The sequence below is a fragment of the Janthinobacterium sp. UMAB-56 genome (genome assembly GCF_900095265.1).
Taxonomy (GTDB): domain Bacteria; phylum Pseudomonadota; class Gammaproteobacteria; order Burkholderiales; family Burkholderiaceae_D; genus Janthinobacterium.
In genome coordinates this window covers 14866-38868 of the sequence record NZ_LT607651.1, presented here as the reverse complement: position 1 = coordinate 38868, position 24003 = coordinate 14866, and the positions used below count along the sequence as shown (strand labels likewise).

20 protein-coding genes are annotated in these 24003 nt (G+C 61.2%); 19 read left to right on the top strand and 1 reads right to left on the bottom strand.

The genetic code is table 11. The features are described from left to right. Positions 1-23: 23 nt before the first annotated feature. Both prpF and K0F85_RS00190 read left to right on the top strand, forming a co-directional pair. On the top strand, positions 24-1223 hold the full coding sequence (prpF, locus tag K0F85_RS00195) for a 2-methylaconitate cis-trans isomerase PrpF (RefSeq protein ID WP_219114025.1): 1200 nt from the start codon (positions 24-26) through the stop codon (positions 1221-1223). 113 nt (positions 1224-1336) lie between these two features. After that, on the top strand, positions 1337-3223 hold the full coding sequence (locus tag K0F85_RS00190) for a propionate--CoA ligase (protein ID WP_219114024.1): 1887 nt from the start codon (positions 1337-1339) through the stop codon (positions 3221-3223). A 44-nt stretch (positions 3224-3267) separates the two neighbouring features. Here K0F85_RS00190 and K0F85_RS00185 read toward each other — a convergent pair whose 3' ends face one another. Beyond that, entirely contained in the window at positions 3268-3981 is a 714-nt protein-coding gene (locus K0F85_RS00185; RefSeq protein WP_219114023.1) for a S24 family peptidase, read from the bottom strand. A gap of 149 nt (positions 3982-4130) precedes the next feature. Here K0F85_RS00185 and K0F85_RS00180 point away from each other — a divergent pair, with 149 nt between their 5' ends. The 17 genes from K0F85_RS00180 (at position 4131) to K0F85_RS00100 (ending at position 24001) form a co-directional block, all read left to right on the top strand. Beyond that, positions 4131-4547, top strand: coding sequence for a FeoC-like transcriptional regulator (locus K0F85_RS00180; protein WP_219114022.1), 417 nt, complete (start codon positions 4131-4133; stop codon positions 4545-4547). An 18-nt stretch (positions 4548-4565) separates the two neighbouring features. Next, a complete protein-coding gene (locus K0F85_RS00175) occupies positions 4566-5108 on the top strand; it encodes a hypothetical protein (protein ID WP_219114021.1) in 543 nt (180 codons plus the stop codon). Positions 5109-5457: 349 nt separating this feature from the next. Beyond that, positions 5458-6663 carry a phage tail tube protein gene (locus K0F85_RS00170; RefSeq protein ID WP_219114020.1) on the top strand — a complete coding sequence of 402 codons (1206 nt, stop codon included), beginning with the start codon at positions 5458-5460 and terminating at the stop codon, positions 6661-6663. 84 nt (positions 6664-6747) lie between these two features. After that, on the top strand, positions 6748-7191 hold the full coding sequence (locus K0F85_RS00165) for a hypothetical protein (RefSeq protein WP_219114019.1): 444 nt from the start codon (positions 6748-6750) through the stop codon (positions 7189-7191). Positions 7192-7331: 140 nt separating this feature from the next. Beyond that, entirely contained in the window at positions 7332-7535 is a 204-nt protein-coding gene (locus K0F85_RS00160; RefSeq protein WP_051991236.1) for a hypothetical protein, read from the top strand. Between the two features lie 51 nt (positions 7536-7586). Then, entirely contained in the window at positions 7587-10865 is a 3279-nt protein-coding gene (locus tag K0F85_RS00155; RefSeq protein WP_219114018.1) for a hypothetical protein, read from the top strand. After that, positions 10862-12331, top strand: a complete 1470-nt coding sequence (locus K0F85_RS00150; RefSeq protein WP_219114017.1) for a hypothetical protein — start codon at positions 10862-10864, stop codon at positions 12329-12331. The genes K0F85_RS00155 and K0F85_RS00150 overlap by 4 nt, the downstream gene beginning before the upstream one ends. Continuing rightward, positions 12328-14895, top strand: coding sequence for a hypothetical protein (locus K0F85_RS00145; protein WP_219114016.1), 2568 nt, complete (start codon positions 12328-12330; stop codon positions 14893-14895). The genes K0F85_RS00150 and K0F85_RS00145 overlap by 4 nt, the downstream gene beginning before the upstream one ends. Beyond that, positions 14895-15725 (top strand): hypothetical protein, encoded by an 831-nt coding sequence (locus K0F85_RS00140; RefSeq protein WP_219114015.1) that lies wholly within the window; start codon positions 14895-14897, stop codon positions 15723-15725. The genes K0F85_RS00145 and K0F85_RS00140 overlap by 1 nt, the downstream gene beginning before the upstream one ends. Then, the gene (locus K0F85_RS00135; protein ID WP_219114014.1) at positions 15725-17581 is read left to right on the top strand and encodes a hypothetical protein; all 1857 of its coding nucleotides are present in this window, start codon (positions 15725-15727) and stop codon (positions 17579-17581) included. Before K0F85_RS00140 ends, K0F85_RS00135 begins: the two co-directional genes overlap by 1 nt. Before the next feature lie 182 nt (positions 17582-17763). Further along, positions 17764-18618, top strand: a complete 855-nt coding sequence (locus tag K0F85_RS00130; protein ID WP_219114013.1) for a hypothetical protein — start codon at positions 17764-17766, stop codon at positions 18616-18618. Next, positions 18619-20418, top strand: coding sequence for a hypothetical protein (locus tag K0F85_RS00125; protein ID WP_219114012.1), 1800 nt, complete (start codon positions 18619-18621; stop codon positions 20416-20418). A 68-nt stretch (positions 20419-20486) separates the two neighbouring features. After that, positions 20487-20915: a hypothetical protein gene (locus K0F85_RS00120; protein WP_219114011.1), complete on the top strand. Its 429-nt coding sequence runs from the start codon at positions 20487-20489 to the stop codon at positions 20913-20915. Positions 20916-20929: 14 nt separating this feature from the next. Beyond that, positions 20930-21427: a glycoside hydrolase family 19 protein gene (locus K0F85_RS00115; protein WP_219114471.1), complete on the top strand. Its 498-nt coding sequence runs from the start codon at positions 20930-20932 to the stop codon at positions 21425-21427. Next, positions 21424-21750, top strand: a complete 327-nt coding sequence (locus K0F85_RS00110; protein ID WP_219114010.1) for a hypothetical protein — start codon at positions 21424-21426, stop codon at positions 21748-21750. The genes K0F85_RS00115 and K0F85_RS00110 overlap by 4 nt, the downstream gene beginning before the upstream one ends. 101 nt (positions 21751-21851) lie before the next feature. After that, a complete protein-coding gene (locus K0F85_RS00105; protein WP_219114009.1) occupies positions 21852-22031 on the top strand; it encodes a hypothetical protein in 180 nt (59 codons plus the stop codon). A 470-nt stretch (positions 22032-22501) separates the two neighbouring features. Further along, positions 22502-24001 carry a nucleobase:cation symporter-2 family protein gene (locus K0F85_RS00100; RefSeq protein ID WP_257572422.1) on the top strand — a complete coding sequence of 500 codons (1500 nt, stop codon included), beginning with the start codon at positions 22502-22504 and terminating at the stop codon, positions 23999-24001. The last annotated feature ends 2 nt before the right edge of the window (positions 24002-24003 follow it).

The following is a 24003-nucleotide window of genomic DNA, read 5'->3' as shown; positions in this document are numbered from 1 at the left end:
TGCCCGGTTTTTCAGGAAACCACATGACCCACGTACCCCAAATTAAAATCCCCGCCACCTATATGCGTGGCGGCACCAGCAAGGGCGTGTTCTTCCGCCTGCAGGATTTGCCCGCCAGCGCGCAAGTGCCTGGCGCGGCGCGCGATGCGCTCCTGCTGCGCGTGATCGGCAGCCCCGACCCGTATGGCAAGCAGATCGACGGCATGGGCGGCGCCACGTCCAGCACCAGCAAGACGGTGATCCTGGCGAAAAGCGCCAGGCCGGAGCACGACGTCGACTATCTGTTCGGCCAGGTCTCCATCGACAAGCCTTTTGTCGACTGGAGCGGCAATTGCGGCAACCTGTCGGCCGCCGTCGGCTCGTTCGCCATTGCCAGCGGGATGGTGGACGCCGCCCGCGTGCCTGCAAACGGCATCGCCACGGTACGCATCTGGCAAGCCAATATCGGCAAAACCATCATCGCCCACGTGCCCATGGCACATGGCGACGTGCAGGAAACGGGCGACTTCGAGCTCGATGGCGTGACCATTCCCGCAGCCGAAGTGAAACTGGAATTCCTCGATCCGGCTGCGGAGGAAGAGGGCAGCGACGCTACAAACTCTGCGATGTTCCCTACTGGAAACCTGGTCGATGACCTCGACGTGCCCGGCATCGGAATGTTGAAGGTCACGATGATCAATGCCGGCATCCCGACGATTTTTGTCGACGCGGACGCGATCGGCTACACGGGCACGGAATTGCAGGACGCGATCAATGGCGACCCTGCCGCGCTGGCCCGTTTCGAAAGCATCCGCGCGCATGGCGCGCTGCGCATGGGCTTGATTTCCCACCTGGATGAAGCGGCGAAGCGCCAGCACACGCCGAAGGTGGCCTTTGTCGCCAAGCCAGCCGGCTATGTCTCGTCCAGCGGGAAAAAGGTGGCAGCGGCCGATATCGACTTGCTGGTGCGCGCCATGTCCATGGGCAAGCTGCACCACGCCATGATGGGCACGGCGGCTGTCGCCATCGGTACGGCAGCAGCCATTCCGGGCACTCTGGTCAATCTGGCGGCCGGCGGCGGTCCCCGTACGTCGGTGCGCTTCGGTCACCCGTCCGGCACCCTGATGGTGGGTGCGGAAGCAGTGCTGGCCGATGGCGCATGGAGCGTCACCAAGGCCATCATGAGCCGCAGCGCGCGCGTGCTGATGGAAGGCGCCGTACGCATTCCCGGCGACGCGTTTTAGGAAGAAATACGCAGGCAGACGGTAGGCAGATGGCACGCAGGTGGCACACATAAAGTGGTAGCCAGGGCAGTTCGCCCAGGCCCGATACAGATTGCTCGCATACCGGAGGAGACATGAATTTCGCAGCATTTCATCAACGCTCGATCGACACGCCTGACGCTTTTTGGCGCGCAGAAGCGGACAAGATCGAGTGGCACACCCCGTTCTCGCAAGTGCTCGATTACTCCCGACCGCCGTTCGCCAAATGGTTCGTCGGCGGCACCACCAATTTGTGCCACAACGCCGTTGACCGCTGGGTCGGCAGCCAGGGCGATGCGGCCGCGCTGATCGCCATTTCCACCGAAACCAACACCGAGCGCACCTACAGCTTTCGCGAGCTGCAGCGCGAAGTGGAACGCTGCGCCGCCATTCTGCTATCACTGGGCGTCGTCAAGGGAGATCGCGTATTGATCTACATGCCGATGATCGCCGAAGCGGCGTTCGCCATGCTCGCTTGCGCGCGCATCGGCGCCGTGCATTCGGTGGTGTTCGGCGGCTTTGCCGCCAACAGTCTGGCCAGCCGTATCGACGATGCGCAGCCCAAACTGGTGTTCTCCGCCGATGCCGGGTCGCGCAATGGCAAGGCGATTGCCTACAAGCCGCTGCTCGATGAAGCCATTTGCATTGCCGCGCACAAGCCGCAGCAGGTGCTGCTGGTCGATCGCCATCTCGTGCCGATGGCATTGACGCCCGGCCGCGACGTCGATTACGCGACCCTGCGCGAGCAGCACCTGGATGCCCAGGTGCCCGTCACCTGGCTCGAATCGAACGAGCCGTCGTATGTGCTGTACACCTCAGGCACGACGGGCAAACCGAAAGGCGTGCAGCGCGACGTGGGCGGTTACGCGGTGGCGCTGGCGTCGTCGATGCAGTACAACTTCTGCGGCAAGCCCGGCGAAACCTTTTTCGCCACCTCGGATATCGGCTGGGTGGTGGGCCATTCCTACATCGTGTATGGCCCGCTGATCGCCGGCATGGCCACCATCCTGTACGAGGGCTTGCCGATTTGTCCCGATGCGGGCATCTGGTGGAGCATCGTTGAAAAATACAAGGTCACGCGCATGTTTTCGGCGCCAACGGCGATCCGCGTGCTACGCAAGCACCCGGTGGAACTGATGCGCAAGCACGACCTGTCTTCCCTGAAGGCGCTGTATCTGGCGGGCGAGCCGCTCGATGAAACCACTTCGCAATGGATCGCCGATGAACTCAAAGTGGACATCATCGACAACTACTGGCAGACGGAGACGGGTTGGCCGATCTTGTCGGTGGCAAAAGGCTTGGCCGATACGCCGACGCGCCTGGGCAGCCCGGGCCTGGCCATGTACGGCTACCAGGTCAAGCTGCTCAATGAGGCGACCGGCGAAGAATGCGGCGCCAACGAGAAGGGCGTGCTGGTGCTGGAAGGCCCGCTGCCGCCGGGCTGCATGCAGACCGTGTACGGCGACGACGAGCGCTTTGTCGACACCTATTGGTCCACCTTCAGCGGCCGGCAAGTGTATTCCACCTTCGATTGGGGCCTGCGCGATGCGGACGGCTATTACTTCATTCTGGGCCGCACGGACGATGTGATCAACGTGGCCGGCCACCGCCTGGGCACGCGCGAAATCGAGGAAAGCATCACCAGCCATCCCAACGTGTCGGAAGTGGCCGTGGTGGGTGTGGAAGACAAGCTCAAAGGCCAGGTGGCGATGGCTTTCGTGATCCTGAAGAACCCTCAGGGGTTCGACAGCGTTGACGCTAAAGCACTGCTGGAACGCGAAGTGATGGCCGTGGTCGACCGCCAGTTGGGCGCCGTGGCGCGGCCCGCGCGCGTGCTGTTCGTGACACAGCTGCCGAAGACGCGTTCGGGCAAACTGTTGCGCCGTTCGATCCAGGCCATTTGCGAAGGACGCAGCCCGGGCGACCTGACGTCGATGGACGACCCGGCCGCGCTGCAGCAGATCCAGGCAGCACTGGCGTAAGCACCATGAGGTGGGGCAAGTTTATCAATCGGTAAACTTCGCCTTCAAATGCGGTCGCTTTCCTTGCGCACGACCCTGCCCACGATCAGGCATTCATTGCCACGGCATAACTTGCGATGGTATTTGCGCTGGTCCGGGTTGTCCGACGTCAGCCACCATTCGCCGATATCGCGCGCCATGCGCTTGACCACCGGTTCGCCTTCGTAATTGATGGCAAACACAATGCCGTCGGCCGGCCGGTTGTCGGCCGTATTGATGATCACCACGTCGTCCTCGTATAGGGCCGGCTCCATGCTCTCGCCCTTGACCTTGATAGCCACCAGTTTTTCAGGGTGGAAGCCATTGCGATCGACCCAGCTACGCGGCACGCTGATGGTGCTGCCATCGTGCGTTTCCGGTTCGATGGCAAAGCCCGTGATGCCTGCCGACAGGCGCAGTTTCACCTTGCGGATCGGGTAGAAACGTTCATCCTCGCCATCGACCACCACCACTGGCTGCACTTCGCCCAGCGCACGGGCTGCCAGCGTCGCCTGGTCTGGCGCCGCGCCCTGGTCGAAGTACATGCTGTCGAGCTGCAGGTCCGCTTCCAGCTTGCGCGCGATTTTCTCGCTGAAGGCGCGTCCCTCGCGGTAGGTGGGCGAGAGGATTTGCGAGATGCGTGCCTCGCTCCAGCCGCTGACGTCGGAAATTTTCTTGCGCGTGTTGTCGTAATGCTCGCGGATCAGGGCCAGCAGGCGGTCGCGTCTGTATTGATACATATTCATCTCCACATTAAACCTGAAATTTATCGTTTGATAAATTACCAAATGCTTGACTTTAACATTAGCGATTGATAAAGTCCACTCGTTGCCTGTCGCAAACGTACTACAGCGTTTGGCGGTTGGCGACACCACGGGAGGTCAGGCAGATGTTGAACAGCAGTCAGTTGGTTGAAAGCAGGGCGGTGCCAAGGCAGGGACGCCAGTTACAGGGGCGCAGCAAGAAATCGCAGCTGCATATCGCCCGCATCGCGCAGTACGTACGCGAGCAGGGCCAGGCCAGCGCGGCGCAATTGTCCGCCTTGCTGGGACTCGATGCGGGCACCATGAGCCGCTATCTGCGCCACATGTGCGGTATGGGACAGATCCACCTGGCGCAGCGCCATTGCACGGAGCCAGGACGGCAGCGGCCCGCCCTGTACGCGCTGGGCGAACAGGATGACGATGTCGATGGCTGGGCCGAACTGCCGCCCCAGGTGCGCCGCACGGCCAGCTGGCCACGCGGCACGGCCAGCCGCGATCCGCTGGTGGCGGCCCTGTTTGGCCCGGTACAGAATAAAGATTAGTTTCAACGAGGAGAAATCATGGGGTTTGCAGAAAAATTCATCGCATCGCTGTCATCGCAGAACCTGCGCGACGATGCCGTCCACCACGATCTGGATGTCATTGCGGCAGCCGCGCTGGCCGGCGACATGGGCGCCTTGCTGTGTCGCGTCAAGTATGCGGACGGCACCGTCACCCGCCTGTTCGAAGGCAATGCGGGCAATCTGGCGCAGCTGCTGCGCGCCTGGACGGCGGCCGTGACGCAAAAGGGCCGTGCGCGTCGCTGGGTCAAGACGCAGACGGCCTGGGATGCGCAGGCCGCCAATACCTTGTACCGCCGCGTGGCTGAAGCGTCGCTCGCGCATTGGCTCGACAGCAAATGCAAGGTCTGCCACGGCACGGGCGTCGTCGCTGCCATGCAGGCCGGTGCGCCTGTCGTCTGCCAGGCTTGTCGTGGCGCCGGCGAAGCGGCCATCAGCTGCTCGGGCGGCTTCGAGCTCGAACGCATCAAGGACATGGTCAGTGAACTGGAAGGCATTTTCCATTCGCACGGCGCACGTGCCATGCGCCGCCTCGGTCACTAAATTTTTTTTTGCAATATGCCCGATGCTGAAAAAAACGCCCCTAGAATAGAGTATCGATCACGCAGCAACAGCAACACCGGCAACACACGTCACACCGCAGTACACCACATGCTTCTCCACTCGTAATAGACGCGCTCAAGGCGCGACACCGATAGGAGAAATCAGCGCAGCGAACGGCCCACATGGCCCCTTCGCCCATCTTTCGTCCGGCATGGCCCCGAGCCATCCGGACGCCAGCCCGCCGCCTCACCGCGCGCGGGTTTTTCATTTGTGTTCCTGATTATTCGCAGTTTCTTCCCCAAGACCGCCTCTGGCGGTCTTTTTTTATCCCACGAAAGGTTTTACAACTATGGCATCGACAGCAAACGGCATCGACAGCTTGATCGTTATCAGCAAACAAAGCGCGGAAGGCAGCAAGGCCGCCGCCGGCGGCGGCCAGATTTATCCCCGCGTCACGGCCACCTTCGACACGGAAGCGGACAAATACGCGAGCGCCGAAATCGACGCCAGCCAGCAGCAGGGCGATACCCGCCTGGGCAACTTCCGCACCACGGGAGCCATCAAGGCCGAAGCGGCGTGCGGCACGTATGCGCCGCTGATGGCTGCGCTGCTGCGCCGCGACTTCACGGCGGGCGGCGTGGCTGCTGCGCAAACCACCATCGCGGCGGCAGCCTCCGGCCTGACGCGCAGCGCCGGCTCCTGGCTGAGTGAAGGCTTCCGCGCCGGCAGCGTGGTGCGCATCACCGGCATGACGGCACCGGCCGCCGCCAACAACGCGAAGAACTTTTTCGTCACCTCGGTGACGGCGACCAATCTGAATGGCCAGTTCATGGATGGTTCGGCCATGATCGTCAAGGCGGCCGGCGACTCGGTCGGCGTGGCGGCAGTGGGCAAGCGCAGTTTTACCCCGTTGACGGGACATACCACCGACTGGTTCACGGCCGAAGTGCAGGACCCGAAGATTGGCATGCACCGCAGCTTCGTCGACCAACTGGTCAGCAAGATGGATATTGCCGTGCAGCCGAACGGCATCACCAGCCTGGACTTCACCCTGATGGGCAAGGCGGAAGGCCCGACCACCGCCGTGCCGTACTTCCCCGCGCCGCTGTCCGCGCCTGGCTCCGGCAAGTTTTCGGGCGCCACGGCCATGCTGTCGGTGAACGGCATCCCTTCGCAGATCTGCACCGGCATGTCGGTCTCGCTGGACGGCCAGGTCAAGGTCGATCCGGTGATCGGCTCGAAGTACGCCACGGCAGCCTCGCGCGGCAAGGTGATGGGCTCGGGCCAGTTCACGGTGCTGCTGCAGGACGCCACCTATCTTGACTACTTCAAGTCCGAGACGGAAATCCCGCTGGCTTACGCCATGGCGTCGGGCACGGCGCCGACCGCCGACGTGCTGGCGCTGGCCATGGGCCGCATCAAGATCACGTCGGCCAAGATCGACGACGGCGAGAAAAACAAGATCGTCACCTGCGCCTTCGACGTCCTGCGTTACAAGGGCACCGACGCCCAGCACGAGGCGACAACCTTGAGCATCCAGGACAGCGCGCTGTAAGCGGCTGACATTTGCACTGGGGCCGCCGTGATGGCGGCCTTTTTACCTTTTACCCCATTTGAACTCATCCAGAAAGCAGCACACATGAACAACGCACAAAAAATCCAGGCAGGTTTCGACATCGGCAACATCAACGCGGTGGCCGCTCCCGTCACGTTCGACGTGCCCGTCATCTTCGACGCGGACGGCGAAGCGGTAGCCGGTTTGACCATCGTCGGCAAGAACAGCGAGCAGTATCGCTTGGCCAACAACGCCGTGCGCGCAGAAGGCTACAAGAAATCGGCTCGCCGCAAGACGGCCATCGACGCTTCCACCGATGAAGGCGCCGAATTGCTGGTGCAAGCCATCGACGGTAACCAGAAGCGCCTGGCGCTGGCCGTGGTCATGGGTTGGTATGGCTTCACCAGCAACGGTGCACCCGTGCCGCTCGATCCGGCGCTGCTGGAAGCGGCCTTTGAAAAATACCCGACCTGGCAGGAAAAGGTCACCACGGCGCTGGAAAACGAGTCGAATTTTTTGAAACTCTGACGGCCAGCCTGCTGCGCTACGCCGGGCACCAGTTCGAGCGCGGCGCGCGCGCGGCCGATGGTCATGCCAAGGGCGAGCATATCGATGCGGCCCGGCGCCATCCCCTGTACCGCGCGCCGCCAGAAGAGGCGGCCCCCCCCATGCCGTTCGAGCTGGCCCACGTGTGGGAGTGGTTCGCGCAATTGAACCGCAAGCGGCAGAACGGCATGGCCGTCAACCCCATCGCCAGCACGGAAATCCTCGCCTGGCAAGCGCGCCACGCCATCGCCATCGAGCCGTTCGAGCACCAGCTGCTGGACCAGCTCGACGCGCTGTTCCTGTCGCACCAGCATGCGGCGGGCTGACCCGCATTTTCCAACCCGGCCGCCATGCGCGGCCTTTTTTATGGGCCAACCATGCCAGAGATAACGGAATTAAAACTTGTCATCGATTCGACGAAGGCAACGGATACGGTGCAAGTACTGAAAGCAATCAGCGAAGCCAGCCTGGCTGCGGCCGAGGGCTTGAGGTCAGCCAATACTGAGGCGGAAGCGTCGGCGCTGTTGCTGCGCGCTCAGGCCGAGCAGGCACGCGATGTTACCGCCGCCTCGAAGGCCCTGGGGACATGGAATGCCGGCGAGGCGAAGTCGCTGGCCGATGCCATCAAGGTGGTCAATGGCCTGGGCAATGCCTATACCCGGCTGGTGGATTTCCGAGCCGCAGGTAGCGCTGCCACAGCCGGCGCAGGCGCCAAATATGGCGCTTTTGCGTTTGAAGAGCAGCGCCAGGACAAACTCGACAACGCCGGCAAAGAGGCGGCTGATGCCAAGGCAAAGGCGGCGCCGGCGGCACCCACGCGCAAATATAGCGAGGCGGAGTGGAAGGAGGCAGGTGAATTTGCCGGTGAACTGGCGACAAAACTGGAGAAAGCCTTTGGCAATGTTGGCGGAGTCATCGGGAAAATGACTGTTGCCATGGTCGGTTTCGGCAAGGCGCAAGAGGATATCGACTTCAACTTTGCCAAGGAACTGAAGGACGATCCATCGGAAAAAGGACAAGAAAAGGCGCAGGAAAACAAAAAAAAGGCCACGGTCAAGCAGTATCACGACATGGCGACTGCCGCGAAGGGCTTTTTCAAAGAGAAGTCGGCCGGATATGAAATCATGGAAAAGGTGGAAAAGGGCTTTCGCGCCTATGAATTGGCCATGAATGCCAAGTCGCTACTTGAAAAGTTGACAAGTATCACCCTGGTGACGACGGCAAAAACTGCCGCGACGACGGCGGAAGTCGCTGGCGCGGCGGCATCGGTCGGACCGGTAACTGCCGCAGAAACGGCGAAGTCCAGCGCTTATGGCGTATCGGCGCTGGCATCGGCCCTGGCTGCGCCGTTCCCCGCTAATATCGGTGCATTCGCGATGGTGGCAGGCATGCTGCTGGCAATCGGCGTTGCCGTTTCCGGCGGCGGTGGTGCCGATACCACTGCCAAGGACCGGCAGGCGGCCACCGGCACGGGTACGGTTTTGGGAGATTCCAGCGCAAAGAGTAATTCGATCGCGAAGTCACTGGAAATCATGGAGAAGAACTCCGGACTGGGGCTGGCGTATTCGGCATCGATGGCCTATTCGCTGCGCCAGGTGGTGGCGGGCATTGGTGGCTTGGGCGGATTGTTGGTGCGTAATTCCGGCGTGACCGGCGCAATGGCAGCCGATAGCAAGGGTAGCGCGGCTGCATTTGGTTCTTCTACTCTTGCCGTTGCAATCACGGGTGGCGTCATTGGCCTGGCGCTCGATAAGCTGACGGGGGGGCTGGTCGGGAAAATCACGGGTGGCATCCTTGGTTCCATCTTCGGCGGTAAAACGACGACGATCGACACAGGTCTGATACTGAACAAGGCTTCGTTGGACAGCATTCAGACGGGCGGCGTATCGGCCAGTCAGTACACGGATACCAAGACGTCGGGCGGCTGGTTTTCCAGTGACAAGAAACGTACGGCCTTGAGTGGCCTTGACCGCGAAGCGAACGACCAATTCAGTAAAGTCATTCTCGGCCTGTCCGACACCGTGAAGGCGGCCGCTGGCATGCTGGGAATGGGCGGTGACGCCTTCAACGCGCGGCTGAAGTCCTTCGTGGTCGACCTGGGCAAGATCTCGCTGAAAGACCTGAAAGGCGACGAAATCCAGAAGGCGCTGGAAGCTGCATTCTCCAAGCTGGGCGATGACATGGCCAAGTTTGGCGTGGGCGGCTTGGAACAGTACCAGAAAGTCGGCGAGGGATATCTGGAAACCTTGGCGCGCGTTGCGAATAACTACATGCAAGTGACGGATGTGCTGGCGGTGCTGGGCAAGTCGTTCAATACGACAGGCTTGGGCGCGGTGAAGTTGAGCGAACATCTGATCGAAGCGGCTGGCGGCATCGACAAGCTGACCAGTGGCACGGGTTTTTTCGTGGAAAACTTCCTCACCGAGGCGGAACGCCTGGCACCGATTACCAAGTCGGTCAATGATGCCATGGGAAAACTGGGCCTGGCTGGAGTGACGACCATGGATGGCTTCAAGGCTGCCGTGCTGGCGGCCGCCGATGGTGTGGCAACGGGCCGGGATGGGGCTGCCGAGCTGTACGCGTCCCTGTTGGCCCTTGCCGAGCCGTTCAAGACAGCTGCCGATTATGCCGCCGACCTGGCCGCCGCCACGGGCGAGCTGGCCGAAGTGAGCAAGACGGCCAGTGAAATCGCCAGCGAACGCAAGGATCTGCAGCAGCAACTGAACGAGCTGACAAAGAGCTCGGCCGAGCTGCTGGCAAGCCAGCGCGCCGGCATTGCCGACGCTAATCGCGGACTGTTCGACCAGATCCAGGCAGTCAAGGCGGTGACCAGCGCGAAGGATGCGCTGGCCAAAGCCTACGAGACGGAATCGGCGTCGGCCAAATCGGCGCTGGAGAAGTCGAAATCGTGGGTGACGACCTTGAACGGCCTGAACTCCAGCATGGCGCTGGGTGCACAGTCGACGCTGACGCCGGAGCAGAAATATGCGGAGGCGCGCACCCAGTTCGAGAAGACGCTGGCGGCCGCGAATGCGGGCGACGCGACGGCGCAATCAGGGCTGTCTGCCGCCGAACAGGCGTTTTTGACGGCATCGCAAGTGGTCAACGCTTCCGATGCCCGTTATGCGGCGGACTATGCCCGCGTGGTGGAGGCGAACAAGGAAGCGTTGAAATGGGCGGCCGCGCAGGTTGACATGCAGCAGGCCAGCCTGGACGCACTCAATGCCCAAGTATCGGGCTTGATCACGATTAACGACAGCGTGCTGACGGTGGTGCAAGCCATTGCCGGCCTGCGGGCGGTGATGGGCGGTGCGGCGGATCTGGGTGTGCAACTCAGTAATCCTCCCGTGGTCGCAGCACTGGCTGCGATGACTTCCCCTGTTGCAGCGGCCGTCTTCGATCCCGTGCGCTACTCGTCGGCGGCGAATGTCGGCTCCGACGTACTGGTGGCCGAAATCCGCGGCCTGCGCGAAGACAACCAGGCCATGCGCGTGGAACTGGAAGGCTTGCGTGCCGACCAGCGGGCGCAAACGGGCGCCACCATCCAGGCTACCTTTGAATCGAACGCCAACGCCGCCAGGACGGTGGTCGATGGCGTGGACAAATCGTCCAGGGCATCCGCCTGGGCCAATGCAGTGAAAGGAGAATACGCATGACCGATGCGCAATTTCAGGAATGGCTGCAAAGCTCGTCGGCCATCCGCATGGTGCTGATCGAGGCGCAAGTGAATGTGGCTGGCAGCGAGGTGACGCGGTATATCGCTTCGCGACCCTACGTCACCGGGCCGGTTGAGGTGCCGGCGAATACCGCGTACCAGCCGCTGGCCAAGGGCGGCCTGGCTTTCACGGAACAGGTCAGCCTGTCCGGCGAGGCGGGGCTGTCGGGCGGCGATATCGAACTCGATAACGCCGATGGCGCGCTCGATGGCTGGCTGAATGATGTCTGGATGAACCGGCCGATCAAGGCCTGGGCCGGCGATCCTTCCTGGCCGCGTGCCGACTTCCGGCTGGTCTTCGACGGCATCATCGCCGACGTGGCCAGTGCGGGGCGCGAGTCGGTCAACCTGGTACTGCGCGACAAGCTGCAGCGCCTGAATACGCCGATCTCCGAAGCCAAGCTTGGTGGCACGACGCCGAACAAGGACGCCATTCTGCCGATACCGTTTGGCGAGTGCCACAACGTGACGCCCTTGCTGACCAATCCCGCCACCCTGGAATACGGTTTTCTCGGCGCGGTCGAATCGACGTTCGAGGTGCGCACCAACGGCAAGCCTGTTGCCGTGGCCTTGAATGACCAGGCGGGCCGCTTCAACCTGACCACCGATCCGTTTTCCACCACGATCACGGCCAGCGTGCAGGGCGACCAGGGTGGCGGTTATGCGCCGCGCATCGCCCCGCTGGTACAGCGCATTGCCACCGCCTACGGCAAGGCGGCTGACCGTTTTACCCTGGCGGACCTGGACCTGGACAACCTGGCCGCCTTCGACACGTCCCATCCGCAGCCGGTGGGGCTGTATGTTGCGGACCGCACGAACCAGGCGCAGGCCATCCAGCAACTGGCGGCCAGCGTGGGCGCCCAGGCGATCATGTCGCGCACCGGCCAGTTGCGCCTGGTGCAGATCGCACTGCCGGCCGCCGGCGTGCCGGTGGCGGTCGGTCCGGAACAGATGCGCGAGCGCTCGCTGCGTCCAGCGCAGCGCCTGCCCGTGACGGCTGCCGTGAAGATCGGCTTCGACCGGAACTGGACGCTGCAGGCGGCCTTGACGACCAGCATTCCGCCCGCGCACGCGGATTTGTACGCCACGGAATGGCTGACGGAGACCGTAGTGGACGAGGCGGTGCGCGCGCGCTATCGGCTGAGCGATGACCCGGTGCAGATCGATACGTGCCTGAAGACGCGCGCCGATGCCCGCGCGGAAGCGCAGCGGCGCCTGGCCTTGAGCAAGGTGCCGCGCACCATTTATGAATTTGATGGAGAACCCGAGATGATGATGCTGGAACTGGGACAGCCGGTAACCCTGCGCGCTGAACGCTTTGGTTTGCAGGACGGCGTGGCGGGCGTGGTGGTGATGTTATCGCGTTTCTGGCTGACTGGCCGAGTGACGGTGGGAGTGCTGGCATGAGCGCCATAGTGGGGGAACGCGATACGCTGCTGCAGGCGACAGCGGAGCGCTTCAGCACGACGGCCGATGGCAAGGCGATCCTGATGGCCGCCAGCACGCCCGTCTTTCGCGTCAATAGCGCCGGCGAGGGAGCACCCGGCTCGATAGCCATTACCGCCAAGCCGGTCAATGTGGTGGGCGATATCGTCTTTTCCGTATCCGCCGGCACGGCGTTGCGGGTCAACGGCAACGTGGCCACGGTCGATTTTGCCAGCATGACGACCGATACGGCGCTGGTGCAGGCACGCATCCGTGAATTTGGCGTCGATTACCTCGCCAATTACATGGTCAGCAAGGTCTTCGACGGCGTTGCCGGCGAGACGGGCCTGGCTGGATTGAACACGGGCCAGGCCTTCGCCTACAAGCGTGCGGCTGCGGCACCTGCGGACTCGCCCGGCGACGTGATCTACACCTTCGCCACGGCGGCCATCACGACACCTGCCGGCAATGACCTGGCCAATGGCTGGTCGAAAAATATCCCGGCTGGCACGGCGCCGCTGTATGTGCGCGTGGCGTCGGCCAGCTCGCGCAATGCCACGGACAATATCGCCGCCAATGAGTGGTCGGCGGCGGTGCAATTGGCCAAGGACGGCACCGACGGCTTGAACGTGGCGCCCGTGCGCATCTACCAGCGTGGCGCGACCAATATAGCACCGGCGCTGCCTTCGGCCGCCTGCACCTTCACGTTTGCCAGCGGTGCGCTGACTGGCCTGAACAATGGCTGGTCGGTCCAGGTGCCGACTGCAGGCGGCGCCTATCTGTTCACATCGGGCGCCACGGCCGCTTCGCGCGCGGCGACCGACGATATCCAGCCGGGAGAGTGGGCTGCGGCTGCGCGCCTGGCTGCCGATGGCGCCACTGGCCAGCGCGGCACGGTGACGGTGACGGCGCCTGGCTACTCGGCCTGGTCGGATGCTTCGGCCGTATATGAGCTGGGCCGTGCCGGTTATGGCGCACCGCTCAACCGCGACGTGGTGACCTTGTATGACGCGACGCATGCGGTGACGAAGTTTTTTGAGAGCGGTGTATGGCTGGCGCTTGGCACGGTGTTGAACGGGAATTTGCTGGTGGATGGGTCGGTGGCCACCCAAGCACTGGCTGCAGACTCCGTTACAGCAGAAAAGATTGATGCGCGCGGCCTGAGCATCAAGGATTCAACTGGCAAGATTATTCTCAGCGCTGGTACGCCATTGACGTCCAACTATATGAATGCAGGGATAGGCGCGGGCAATCTGATCAGCAATTCCGGCCCATACCCTGGCACTGTCGGGGGCTTCGGCTTGGAGTATTCCTTCGCCCCGGCGCTAACCGCTGTCATTGAAAGTCCTGAGCTCTACCGGCCGACCGGCGCCGGTGGCGTATACATGCGCTGTCCTGGGACCGTTCCAGTAGACGCCGTGGCTATTATGACCCCGAGGCAGACTGGCGCATTCCGAAAATTTCCGGTGATTTCCGGCGTGCGCTACGAGTTCAGCATCTACATGACTACCCACCGCTGCAAGGGCGCGGCGAATGTTGCCTTTTACGACGCCGCAGACACGTATATAACGGAGATGGGTGGGAACGCTGTGGACGACGTGTCGACTACAGGCCCCTTGAGCGTGTGGCCAAGATCCGTCGTATTTGCTGTGGCGCCGGCAGGGGCCGCTTACGCGTCTGTACGCGGCGTGCTTGTTGGCAAGGGTGCCGTCGATGCCTACCTTTTTACCTCGTCGTGGTACTTCGGCGTGGCGCTTGTTGCGCAGACGGTGCCATCGGCTTGGGCTGATGGCCCAGGAGCGAGGTTTGGAGATAATCTTTATGGCCAGATCACGCCGTCCAATTCGCCGACTTACATCGCCAACGCCGCCATCTTAAACGCCCAGATCGGTGGCGACATTTACAGCAGCAACTGGAATGGCTGGGATACGGGGTGGCTTTTGGACCGGAATGGGAATTTTTATGCGAATAGCGGAACTTTTCGTGGTGAACTGATGGGGGCAAAGGGAACTTTTTCCGGGACATTGACGGCGAAGGCCATTATTGCCGGGCGTGGTCAAAACGAGACCAATACGACGTTCATTGATTTTAACGCTACCGGGAGCATGCCGTTTATCTATGCTGGCGCGGGAGCTGTACGGATTACCGCCGATGGTAAAGGTACTTTTGCCCGCGGAATTTTGTCGCCACCGAATCTTGTGAAGAATGGAGTGGAGCATATTTCGCCAGGGGTAGTGGGATGGACTGGTAACGAATATCGTCCATTTACTGTTTACATCGATACCGGGCACACATTCGAGTCTACATGGCATACCGTCCCGTCTGACACTTTTTTGGCCAATGCTACGATTTCAGGTGGCCAAAGCTGGCGCGGTGGCTGCAATGGCTATGGCGAAGCGTCTATTGTTGTTGGTGATGGCCTCAATGATGGCGCCTCCCTCTTGCCTCTCGATAATCGGATATACATTCGATTTACCTGGACCCCAGTCAGTGGGAACGGCTATATCAGTCCAACTGAAATCACTTGGAAGCTGGTGAAAATCTAATGAAAAATCTTCGCATCATCTATGACAACGCCGCCGACCGCTCGGTGTTGACGGCATCGACCCAGGCTGGTGCACTGGTACCTTCCAATCTCCAGCGCGAGGGAAAGTCCCTGTTGCTGCGTTCAATTGGTACGCTGCAGACCATCACGGCAACGTGGCCGGCACCGGAAATTGTCGGTGGCGTTGCCTTGCCGTTTTGCAACCTGACCCCAGGGGCAACCATCCGAGTGCGCGGCTACATCGAGCCTGGCCACACTGCGCCTGCATTCGATACAGGCGTCATGCCAGCGTGCGAGTATGCGCGGCTGGGCATGTGGGACTGGGGCGCATTGCCGCTGGGCTTGAATGCCTACAGTTATGGCGGCGGTACGTACGCCCGCTGCTGGTTCCAGATGCGCAGCATCAGGAAGCTGGTGATCGACCTGGCCGACCCCGACAATCATGCTGGCTACATCGAGGCCGCGCGCCTGGTGGCTGGTCCTTACTGGAGTCCCGAGCAGAACGCGTCGTATGGCGCTGGTATTGCGCCAGTCGATACCAGCAGCCAGTACCGCAATTGCGCCGGCGAACAGAAGGTGGAGCGGGGCGTGATGTACCGCAAGCTGTCTCTGGCGCTCGATCACATGACGCCGCTTGATCGTGCAGAACTGTGGCGCATCGTGCGCGGCAACGGCCTGTCGCGCCCGCTTTTTGTCAGCTTGTATCCGGATAGCGACGATGTCGAGCTGGAGCAGGCGCATCAGGTGTATGGCCGTCTGGCCAATCTTGCCGCCATCACCGCGCCATCTTTCCAGGCATATGCCACCAACATTGAAATCGAGGAACTGTAATGGGTGATTTTTTTTACTATGGTCAGAAGGACACAATCCAGCGCTTGAATGAGCTGGCCGGGCGCGGTGCGGTGGTGGCGTCGTATGCGCCCAAGGTTGGGATGTCGCCACTTGGTGGGCCGAATGGATACATGGATCCGGCGTGGATTGATCCGAGCCTGCCTATTCAAACTAGCGCAAGGCTTTGTTCTGGCCCCACTGCCAAGTATGGCTACAGCTATCTGGCACAAAACTCACCAAATACAAGATGGCTCCTTATCGCTACGATTGGCGCAGAAAATGAAGGCGCACATGCAAATCTTCTTATCCGCGGTGTTTTCAATGGCAACTGGTTGGCCGCTTCGTCTACGCCATTTACTATATTCATGGGCGTGCGAGGCGCATTCTTTGTAGACTGGCACATTGAAGGCTTCATACTGTCGCAATCTCGGATTATGGTTGTGCGGCGCGCCAACGGAAATCATGATGTGTATGCTTTCTTTGACGCCAATGTGTATGCAACCATTTCATTTGATTTAACGGGAATGAATACAAAAACGTATTCAGTGCCAGTTGAAACCACCGCAGCGCCAGTTGGAACCATAGTTTTCGATTCAGCAACACAGCCAGGAAACCCAATCCACATTGCCCCACGATGGCGTAATTTTCCTTACCCCACTGTCGGTACACTATTCAACAAAATCGTTGGAGTTGGTGATGGAACTATTGCAACCTCGTTTCTGGCGGCAGGGGCTTTACAAAATGAGCTGCCTCCGGGAGGAGGGAAGGAGATATTAAGACTCGGTGTTGGTGGAATAGATAGTCTTGCTCATCCAGGGTGTTTCGGGTTTCTTGCCTCATCTGGCAGTGGCTCACTAAATAAACAAGGGTACGCCATGGCAATAAGAGCGTACGATGCTGGTTCAAGCGCGTGGTCAGGTGATTTGTTGAATGTTAGAGGAAATGGTATTGTATCCATGCCTTTACTTAAAGCAGGCAGTAGTAATCCATCTCAACTGATCCACAATATATCGTGCCCTGCTTCGCCCACTGTAAACCCCGAAATAATTTACATAGGCAAGGAAGGGCAAAGTCAGCCTTGCGTTGGAATAAGAGCATCTAACGGCGCAGGAGGTTGGGCGCAGGCCCAATCAGTTCTTTATGTTGGCCTGCATGCTCCAACAAACCGTAGTGGTAACTTTGCAGGTACTGTAAATACAGGCGGTAACGATTATGCTGAATACATTTTCAAAAACCCACTCTGCGGCATCGTCGCCCGTGGGCAAATAGTCGGTATCACCGTCGACAATAAAGTCACCGACATGTGGGCCGATGCCGTCATGTTCTCGATAAAATCGACAGCGCCCTCGTTTGTCGGCGGCGATTCCTGGGCCAGCGACGTAGGTCCGCGCCCATCGCCCCAGGCAGGAGCGGCACCGATTCAACCCCTGCGCCGCGCTGATGTCGTCACGCAGCAGCCAGTGCCCGGCACCAACTCACCGGAATATGAGGACGTAGTAACCGAACCCGGCGACACCGATGAAGAATGGGCGGAAAAGCAGGCCGCTTACACCGCCGCGCTGGCCGCCCACAACGCCGCCGAGCAGCAGGACGCCGACTCCATGGCCGCCTTCGACGCGGCGCTGGAAACCGAGCGCCAGAAGGTCGACCGTATCGCCATCGCCGGCCGTGTACCGGTGAACGTGCTGGGCGCCCAGCCGGGCGACTACATCGTGCCGGTGCAGGACGGTGCCGGCATCAAGGGTATTCCCGTCCGTAAGGTAGACCTCACGCATTCGCAATACCTAGATGCCGTCGGTCGCGTGATCTCGATCGAACCCGACGGCAGGGCTTATGTGATGGTCAAGGCCGTGTAGCAAATCAGTCGTCCACCCCAAACCCGCTTCGGCGGGTTTTTTATTTCGTCCACCAGTACCGAGATAGTCGAGGTGATGGTGTCAAGGCAGCGCCGGGGATACACCGCCACCGAGCCTATCGGCGTTATCACTGGGTTTATTTTACCAACCACTTACCTCATCCTGGAAGGGGCAATGCTGCCATGAGAAATCTTCGCATCATCCACGACAATGCCGCTGACCGAGCGGTGTTGACTGCATTAAGCCAAACCGGCGAACTGGGCCCGGCCAACCTGCAGCGCGACAGCAAGAATGCCGTGTTACGTGCCAACGGCACTGCACAGATGATCACCGCCACCTGGCCGACACAGGAGCCCATCGCCTGCGTGGCGCTGATCTCCACCAACATGACCAGTAGTGCGCGCATGCGCGTGCGCGGTTATTCCCAGCCGGGCGACACCGTGCCGGTGTTCGACACAGGCAGCATCTTCCCGTGTCCGGCTGCTGTGCATGGATCCTATCCATGGGGTGTGCTGCCGCTCGGCTGGAACGCCTATCAGTGGGGCGGTGTGAACACTTGGCCGCGCGGCGGCGGCTCCGACGGCGTGACATGGTTCGCTCCTGTACGCGTGCGCCAGATAGTGATCAACGTGTCTGCGCCACAAAGCCCGGAAGGCTACCTGGAAATCTCGCGTCTGGTGGTGGGCAACTACTGGTCACCGCAATATAACGCCGAGTACGGCGCCCAGTTGCAGACGCAGGATAGCAGTGAAAATTACCGAACGGGCGCAGGCAATCTGAAAACCGCGCTGGGCACGAGCAGCGACAAGCTGAGCATCAATCTGACGCACCTGACATCGATGGACCGCGCGCGCTTCATGCGCATCCTGCGCGAGAACGGCAAGGGCAAGGCGATGCTGTTCAGCTTATTTCCAGAAAATCCGGACCCGCTGCTGGAGCAGGACTATATGTTGTATGGCAAGGCCAGCAATATCGACGCGGTAGCTACACCGTACTTTGACACTTACTCTGCACCACTACAAATTGAAGGAATCTGAATGGCTGATAAATTTTATGACGGTATGCCCAACGTCAACGAGAAATTAAATGAAATGGATCGGGCATTCGCGGCGGGGCCGTACAATGCGCTGCCTTTAACTGGCGGCACCATGTCAGGACCGATCACGACGCCGAGCTTCATTACCATGGCGGTGCGTGGCCCTGGCCAGCAGCAGAATGTTGGTCTAAGCAATGGCTGGTGGCGTATTGCCAAGTTTAATGTGGCTGCATTGGGTGGCGAAGCCACTATCCGTATTTCCGGCGCCACCTCTTACTCATCCTACGAAGGTTCCTCCAATGGCATCGAAACGGTGATTTTGCTGCGTTGTGATAACGACGGCAAGATTCGTGGCTCCTGGTATAGCACCGGTGATGGCAGGCATTCCGATATCCAGGGGGTAAGGATAGGCAGCGATGGTGTTATTTATGTGGGTGCGGTGCAATTTTCAACACTGTCCTGCTACGTCGATTCAAATATGTGGATGCAGCAGGAATTGGAATTTCTTGGCACGGAACCACCCAAGGATTCCTGGGAGGCTATCGCGGTGTATGCGCTGAGCGTTGGCGGTGCACCGCGCATGACCCTGCGACCCGGTGCCGTCGAATTACAGACTGATTCGACGCTGAATGGTCCGAAAATCATTCATGCAGGTATACGCGGCGGACAGCAAAGTAGCCTATCGGTGCCGAACGGTGGTAAGCCGTTGTTGGCTAGCACCTATTATGAGGTGGGAGCGCTTGGGGTCGGCGGTGTTGCTGGCGCAGCGTTCCCAGGCCGCTTCCTCTGGTCTACTTCGGCCGGTACTGATAGCCTTTACTATCAAGGCTACAAGATGAATCTGCGTGCCTATGACGAAACCAGCGGAAATTTCTCCGCGCCGCTGCTTGGCGTCACAGGCACGGGCCAGGTCGCGTGGCCCGGCAATATGCGTTGCGGCCCCGTCGCGGTAGCTGCTGGCGCGCGCGATATTCATACCATTTATAAAGATACGGTGCCTGCTGGCGAGATTTTGTATGTGGGCCGCACGGGCGAGGCTGCCACGGCCACCCTGGCGGTACTGGCGGGTGCTGGCACCACATCATGGGCGGGGAGTACCGCTGTGTTGTATGTGGGTTCTCAGACCACAGGCCGCAGCATCAATGCCGCCGGCACGATCAATGCCAGTGGCGCCGACTATGCCGAATACATGTTCAAGGCATCTGAGTGTACCGTCATCGCGCCAGGCCAGTTGATCGGCATCGGCGCAGATGGCAAGCTTACCGATCGCTGGGCTGATGCCATTTCGTTTGCCGTGAAATCCACCGATCCGTGCATGGTGGGCGGCGACAAGTGGTCGCAACAACTTGGCCCGCGTCCGGCATCCGTAACGCGTACTTTTGACCGAGTTGAATCGCAACTGGTCAGCGAGGCGCAAGCTGCTGTCGAAGCCGTCTACGACGGCCTGACCCTGCTCACGCCAGAGATTCCTGCCAAGGCTGCCGTATACCGCGAGGTGCCGCTTGCAGGCGATACCGATGAAGAGTGGGCGGTTCGGCAGGCTCCCGGGCTTGCCTTCGATGCAGCACTCGAAGCGCTGCGCCAGACGGTCGACCGCATCGCTTTCGCCGGGCAGGTGCCATGCAATATCCAGGGGGCGGTTCCCGGCCAGCTCATCGTACCGGTACAGGATGGTGAAGGCATTGCGGGCATTGCCATCAATGAGGAGGACATGACGCTTCAGCGATACATGCGCGCTATTGGCAAGGTCATCGCCATCGAGGACGACGGACGCGCCCGTGTAATCGTGAAGGTGGCATAAAGATTGTGCTTGCAACATCCCAACCCGCTTCGGCGGGTTTTTTCATTTCCACCCTCTGAAAGGCAACCATGGCCCTCGAAACCACCGCCGCCGGCGGCGCATTGATCAAACTGTTTGGCGTGCCCGTGCTGGCTGGCGCGGCCGCCACGTCGCTGGGCTTCATGTTCATGTGGCCCCAGTCCACCAAGGAGGCATTTATTCGTTTTTGTTCCAGTATCATCATTTCCACCTTTCTCGGTCCCTTGTTGGTTGCCGCCGTGCTGTCGTGGTGGCCCAGCTTGTTCGACAGCGCGAAGACCGTGGCGGGCTTGTATGGCGGCGATCCGGCCACGGGTTTTTTGTTCATCGCCGCACCGCTGATGGTGGCGGCCGGCTTGCCTGCCTGGTGGGTGCTGGGCGCTTGGGTGCGCTGGTTCGACAATCGGCGCGGCAAGGATATCGGCGAATTGGCTGCAGATGCGGCCGCTGCTGTCAAGGATGTGCGGGGCAGGCTGTGACAGGCGCGCAATTGATGCAAATCATGCCGTTGGCCGGTCGCCGCGCTACGCTGTTCCTGGTGCCACTGAATGCGGCGATGGCCGAGTTCGGTATTGATACGCCGCTGCGCCAGGCGTCATTCCTGGCGCAGGTGGGCCACGAATCTGGACAGTTGCGCTATGTACGCGAGTTGGCCAGCGGCGCGGCCTATGAAGGACGGGCGGACCTGGGCAATGTGATCGCCGGCGATGGCGTGCGCTTCAAGGGGCGCGGCTTGCTGCAGGTGACGGGGCGCGCCAATTATGCGGCGTGCGGCGTAGCGCTGGGCCTGGACTTGCTGGCGGCGCCGCAACTGCTGGAGCAAACCACTGCCGCTTGCCGCTCGGCCGGCTGGTTCTGGCGATCGCGCGGCTTGAACCGTCTGGCCGATGCGGGCGACCAGGAACGGGTGACGCGCCGCATCAACGGCGGCGTGAATGGCCTGGCCGAGCGCGTGGCCTTGTACCAGGCGGCGCGCAAGGTGCTGGCATGAAGCCGCCGTTGAGCATCCTGGCCATGCTGCTGTTGCTGGGGGCAGCCGTGTTTTGCGCCCAGCGCTGGGGGCGCGAAGCGGGCCGTGCCGCATGCGCGGCGCAAGTGCTGGAGGTGCAAGGCGTGTTGCGGCGCCAGAACCAGGCCCTGAATACACTGCGGGAAGAGGGCGTACGTCGCTCGGCACGGGCCCGGCAGGCGCTGGCCACGGCGCAGGCCGGGCAGGCAGACGCGCAAGCGGCTGCGGCGCGCATCCTGGCGCTGCAGCCTGCAGGTGATGCCTGTGGTGCCGCCGAGGCGCTGATCGCCAGTGAGATGCGATGAGGTCGCCACGCGAAGGTGCTGGAAGGCATACACGCAGCCTCGCCAGTTTATTGCTGACGAGTTTATTGAGCGGCTGTGCGGCAGGGGGGCCAGCATCGACTGTGCAAGCTTGGCCGGTGAGTGCGCCGTGCATAGCGGCGCGCCCCGTCGCGCCTGCCTTGCCGGCAGTGCCATCCCACGGCATCTTCGAGCAAGTGCAAGCCTTGCTGGCGCGCGAGCAATTGCGGGCCGCCCATGTACGTCAGCTGGAATCGCTGCTCGATGCCTGCTCCGGCGGGTAAACGCGACTAACAAAGGTTAGCAATGCTTAGCAAAACGTGAGCGGGCGGAAGGAAGTCTAGGCGTCCCCATTGGCCCGTGAAGTGCAGCTGTACGCAGTATGGGGCAGCCGAAGCGGTGAGCATCGCAAGCCGCCAGGTTTTGAGCGGTGCGATTGAGCGGCCGTGACCAGTCTCAGCGGCCTGCCAGCGCTGCCGCAGCTTGCCGCCTTCTGGTGCATGCGCGGGGCTGCATGCGAGAAAACGGTGCATTTGCCGTCAAATTGGCCGATATTTGGTGATTTTCGGCACAATTTCTGTATACAATCTACCTGGCACGATGCATGCATGGCTAGTCTTGGGTATTTCCCGATTCCAAGGAGCTTCGCATGCATCATCCACCGCTAGTGTGTTCCTGCTGTCCCGTTTCTCTCTTGCTTTTCCCTTACACCTGCGCCCATCCGGGCCGCGGTAACCCAGGAAATGGAGCGTAAATGGCCACTCCCCGCTTGAAATCCATCCACCGCAGCGCTTCCGGCAACGCGCCTGCCGCGCCATCGCCCGTGGATGAAATCCTCCCGGCCGGCAAGCTGTTCACCTTGGGCTTGCAGCACGTGCTGGTCATGTATGCGGGGGCCATCGCCGTGCCGCTGATCGTTGGCCGCGCCCTCAAGTTGCCGCCCGAGCAAGTGGCGGCGCTGATCAGTGCCGATTTGTTCTGCTGCGGCCTCGTGACCCTGATCCAGTCCCTGGGAATAGGCAAGTACTTTGGCATTCGCCTGCCCGTGATGATGGGCGTGACCTTTGCCGCCGTCAGTCCCATGCTGGCCATGGCGAACAACCCGGCCCTGGGCATCAGCGGTATCTTTGGTGCCGTGATCGGCGCCGGCGTCGTCTCCATCTTGATCGCTCCCTTTATCAGCCGGCTGCTGGCGCTGTTCCCGCCCGTCGTCACCGGCAGCATCATCGCCGTGATCGGCGTGTCGCTGATGCGTGTTGGCGTGAACTGGGCCATGGGCGGGCCGCCTGGCATGGCGCAAATTGCCGATCCCGCCTTCCTCAAGATGGCCGCTGCCGCCACGGCGGCTGGCTTGCCTGCGCCGGCCGGTCCCGTGCCCCCGATTGCCAACCCCGGCTATGGCGCGCTGGATAATATGGGCATCGCTTTCTTCGTGCTGGCCGTCATCTTGTTGGTGGCCAAGTATGGCCGCGGTTTCCTGTCGAATATCGCCGTGTTGATCGGCATCATCGCCGGCACGGCCCTGTCGTTTGCGCTGGGCAAGGCCGATTTCGCCAAGGTGGCAAGCGCCAAGGCCTTTGCCATCGTCACGCCGTTCCAGTTCGGCATGCCGACCTTTGACGTGGTCGCCATCGTCACCATGAGCCTGGTGATGATCGTCGTCATGATCGAATCGCTGGGCATGTTTCTGGCGCTGGGAGAGATGACGGACAAGCGCATCACGCAGGCCGATATCAGCCGCGGCTTGCGCGTCGATGGCCTGGGCACCCTGATCGGCGGCATCTTCAATACCTTCCCGTACACCTCGTTTTCGCAAAACGTGGGCCTGGTGGGCGTGACGGGCGTGCGCAGCCGCTGGGTCTGTGTGGCGGCCGGCCTCATCCTGCTGGTCATGGGGGTGATTCCTAAGATCGCGCAGACGGCCGAAGCGGTGCCGGCGTTCGTGCTGGGCGGGGCCGGGCTGGTGATGTTCGGAATGGTCGCCGCCACAGGCATCCGCATCCTGGCCGGCGTCGACTACAAGAGCAATCGCAACAACCTGTTCATCGTGGCCCTGTCGATCGGCTTCGGCATGCTGCCGCTGGTGGCCGAGCAATACGCGCAGCACATGCCCAAGGCCCTGTCGCCATTGCTGCACAGCGGCATCCTGCTGGCCGCCATCGTCGCCGTGCTGCTCAACCTGTTCTTCAACGGGCTTTCATCAAGGGAAGACGCGCGGGAACAGGCGCGTGAGAATAGTCATGGCAGCGAGTGAGG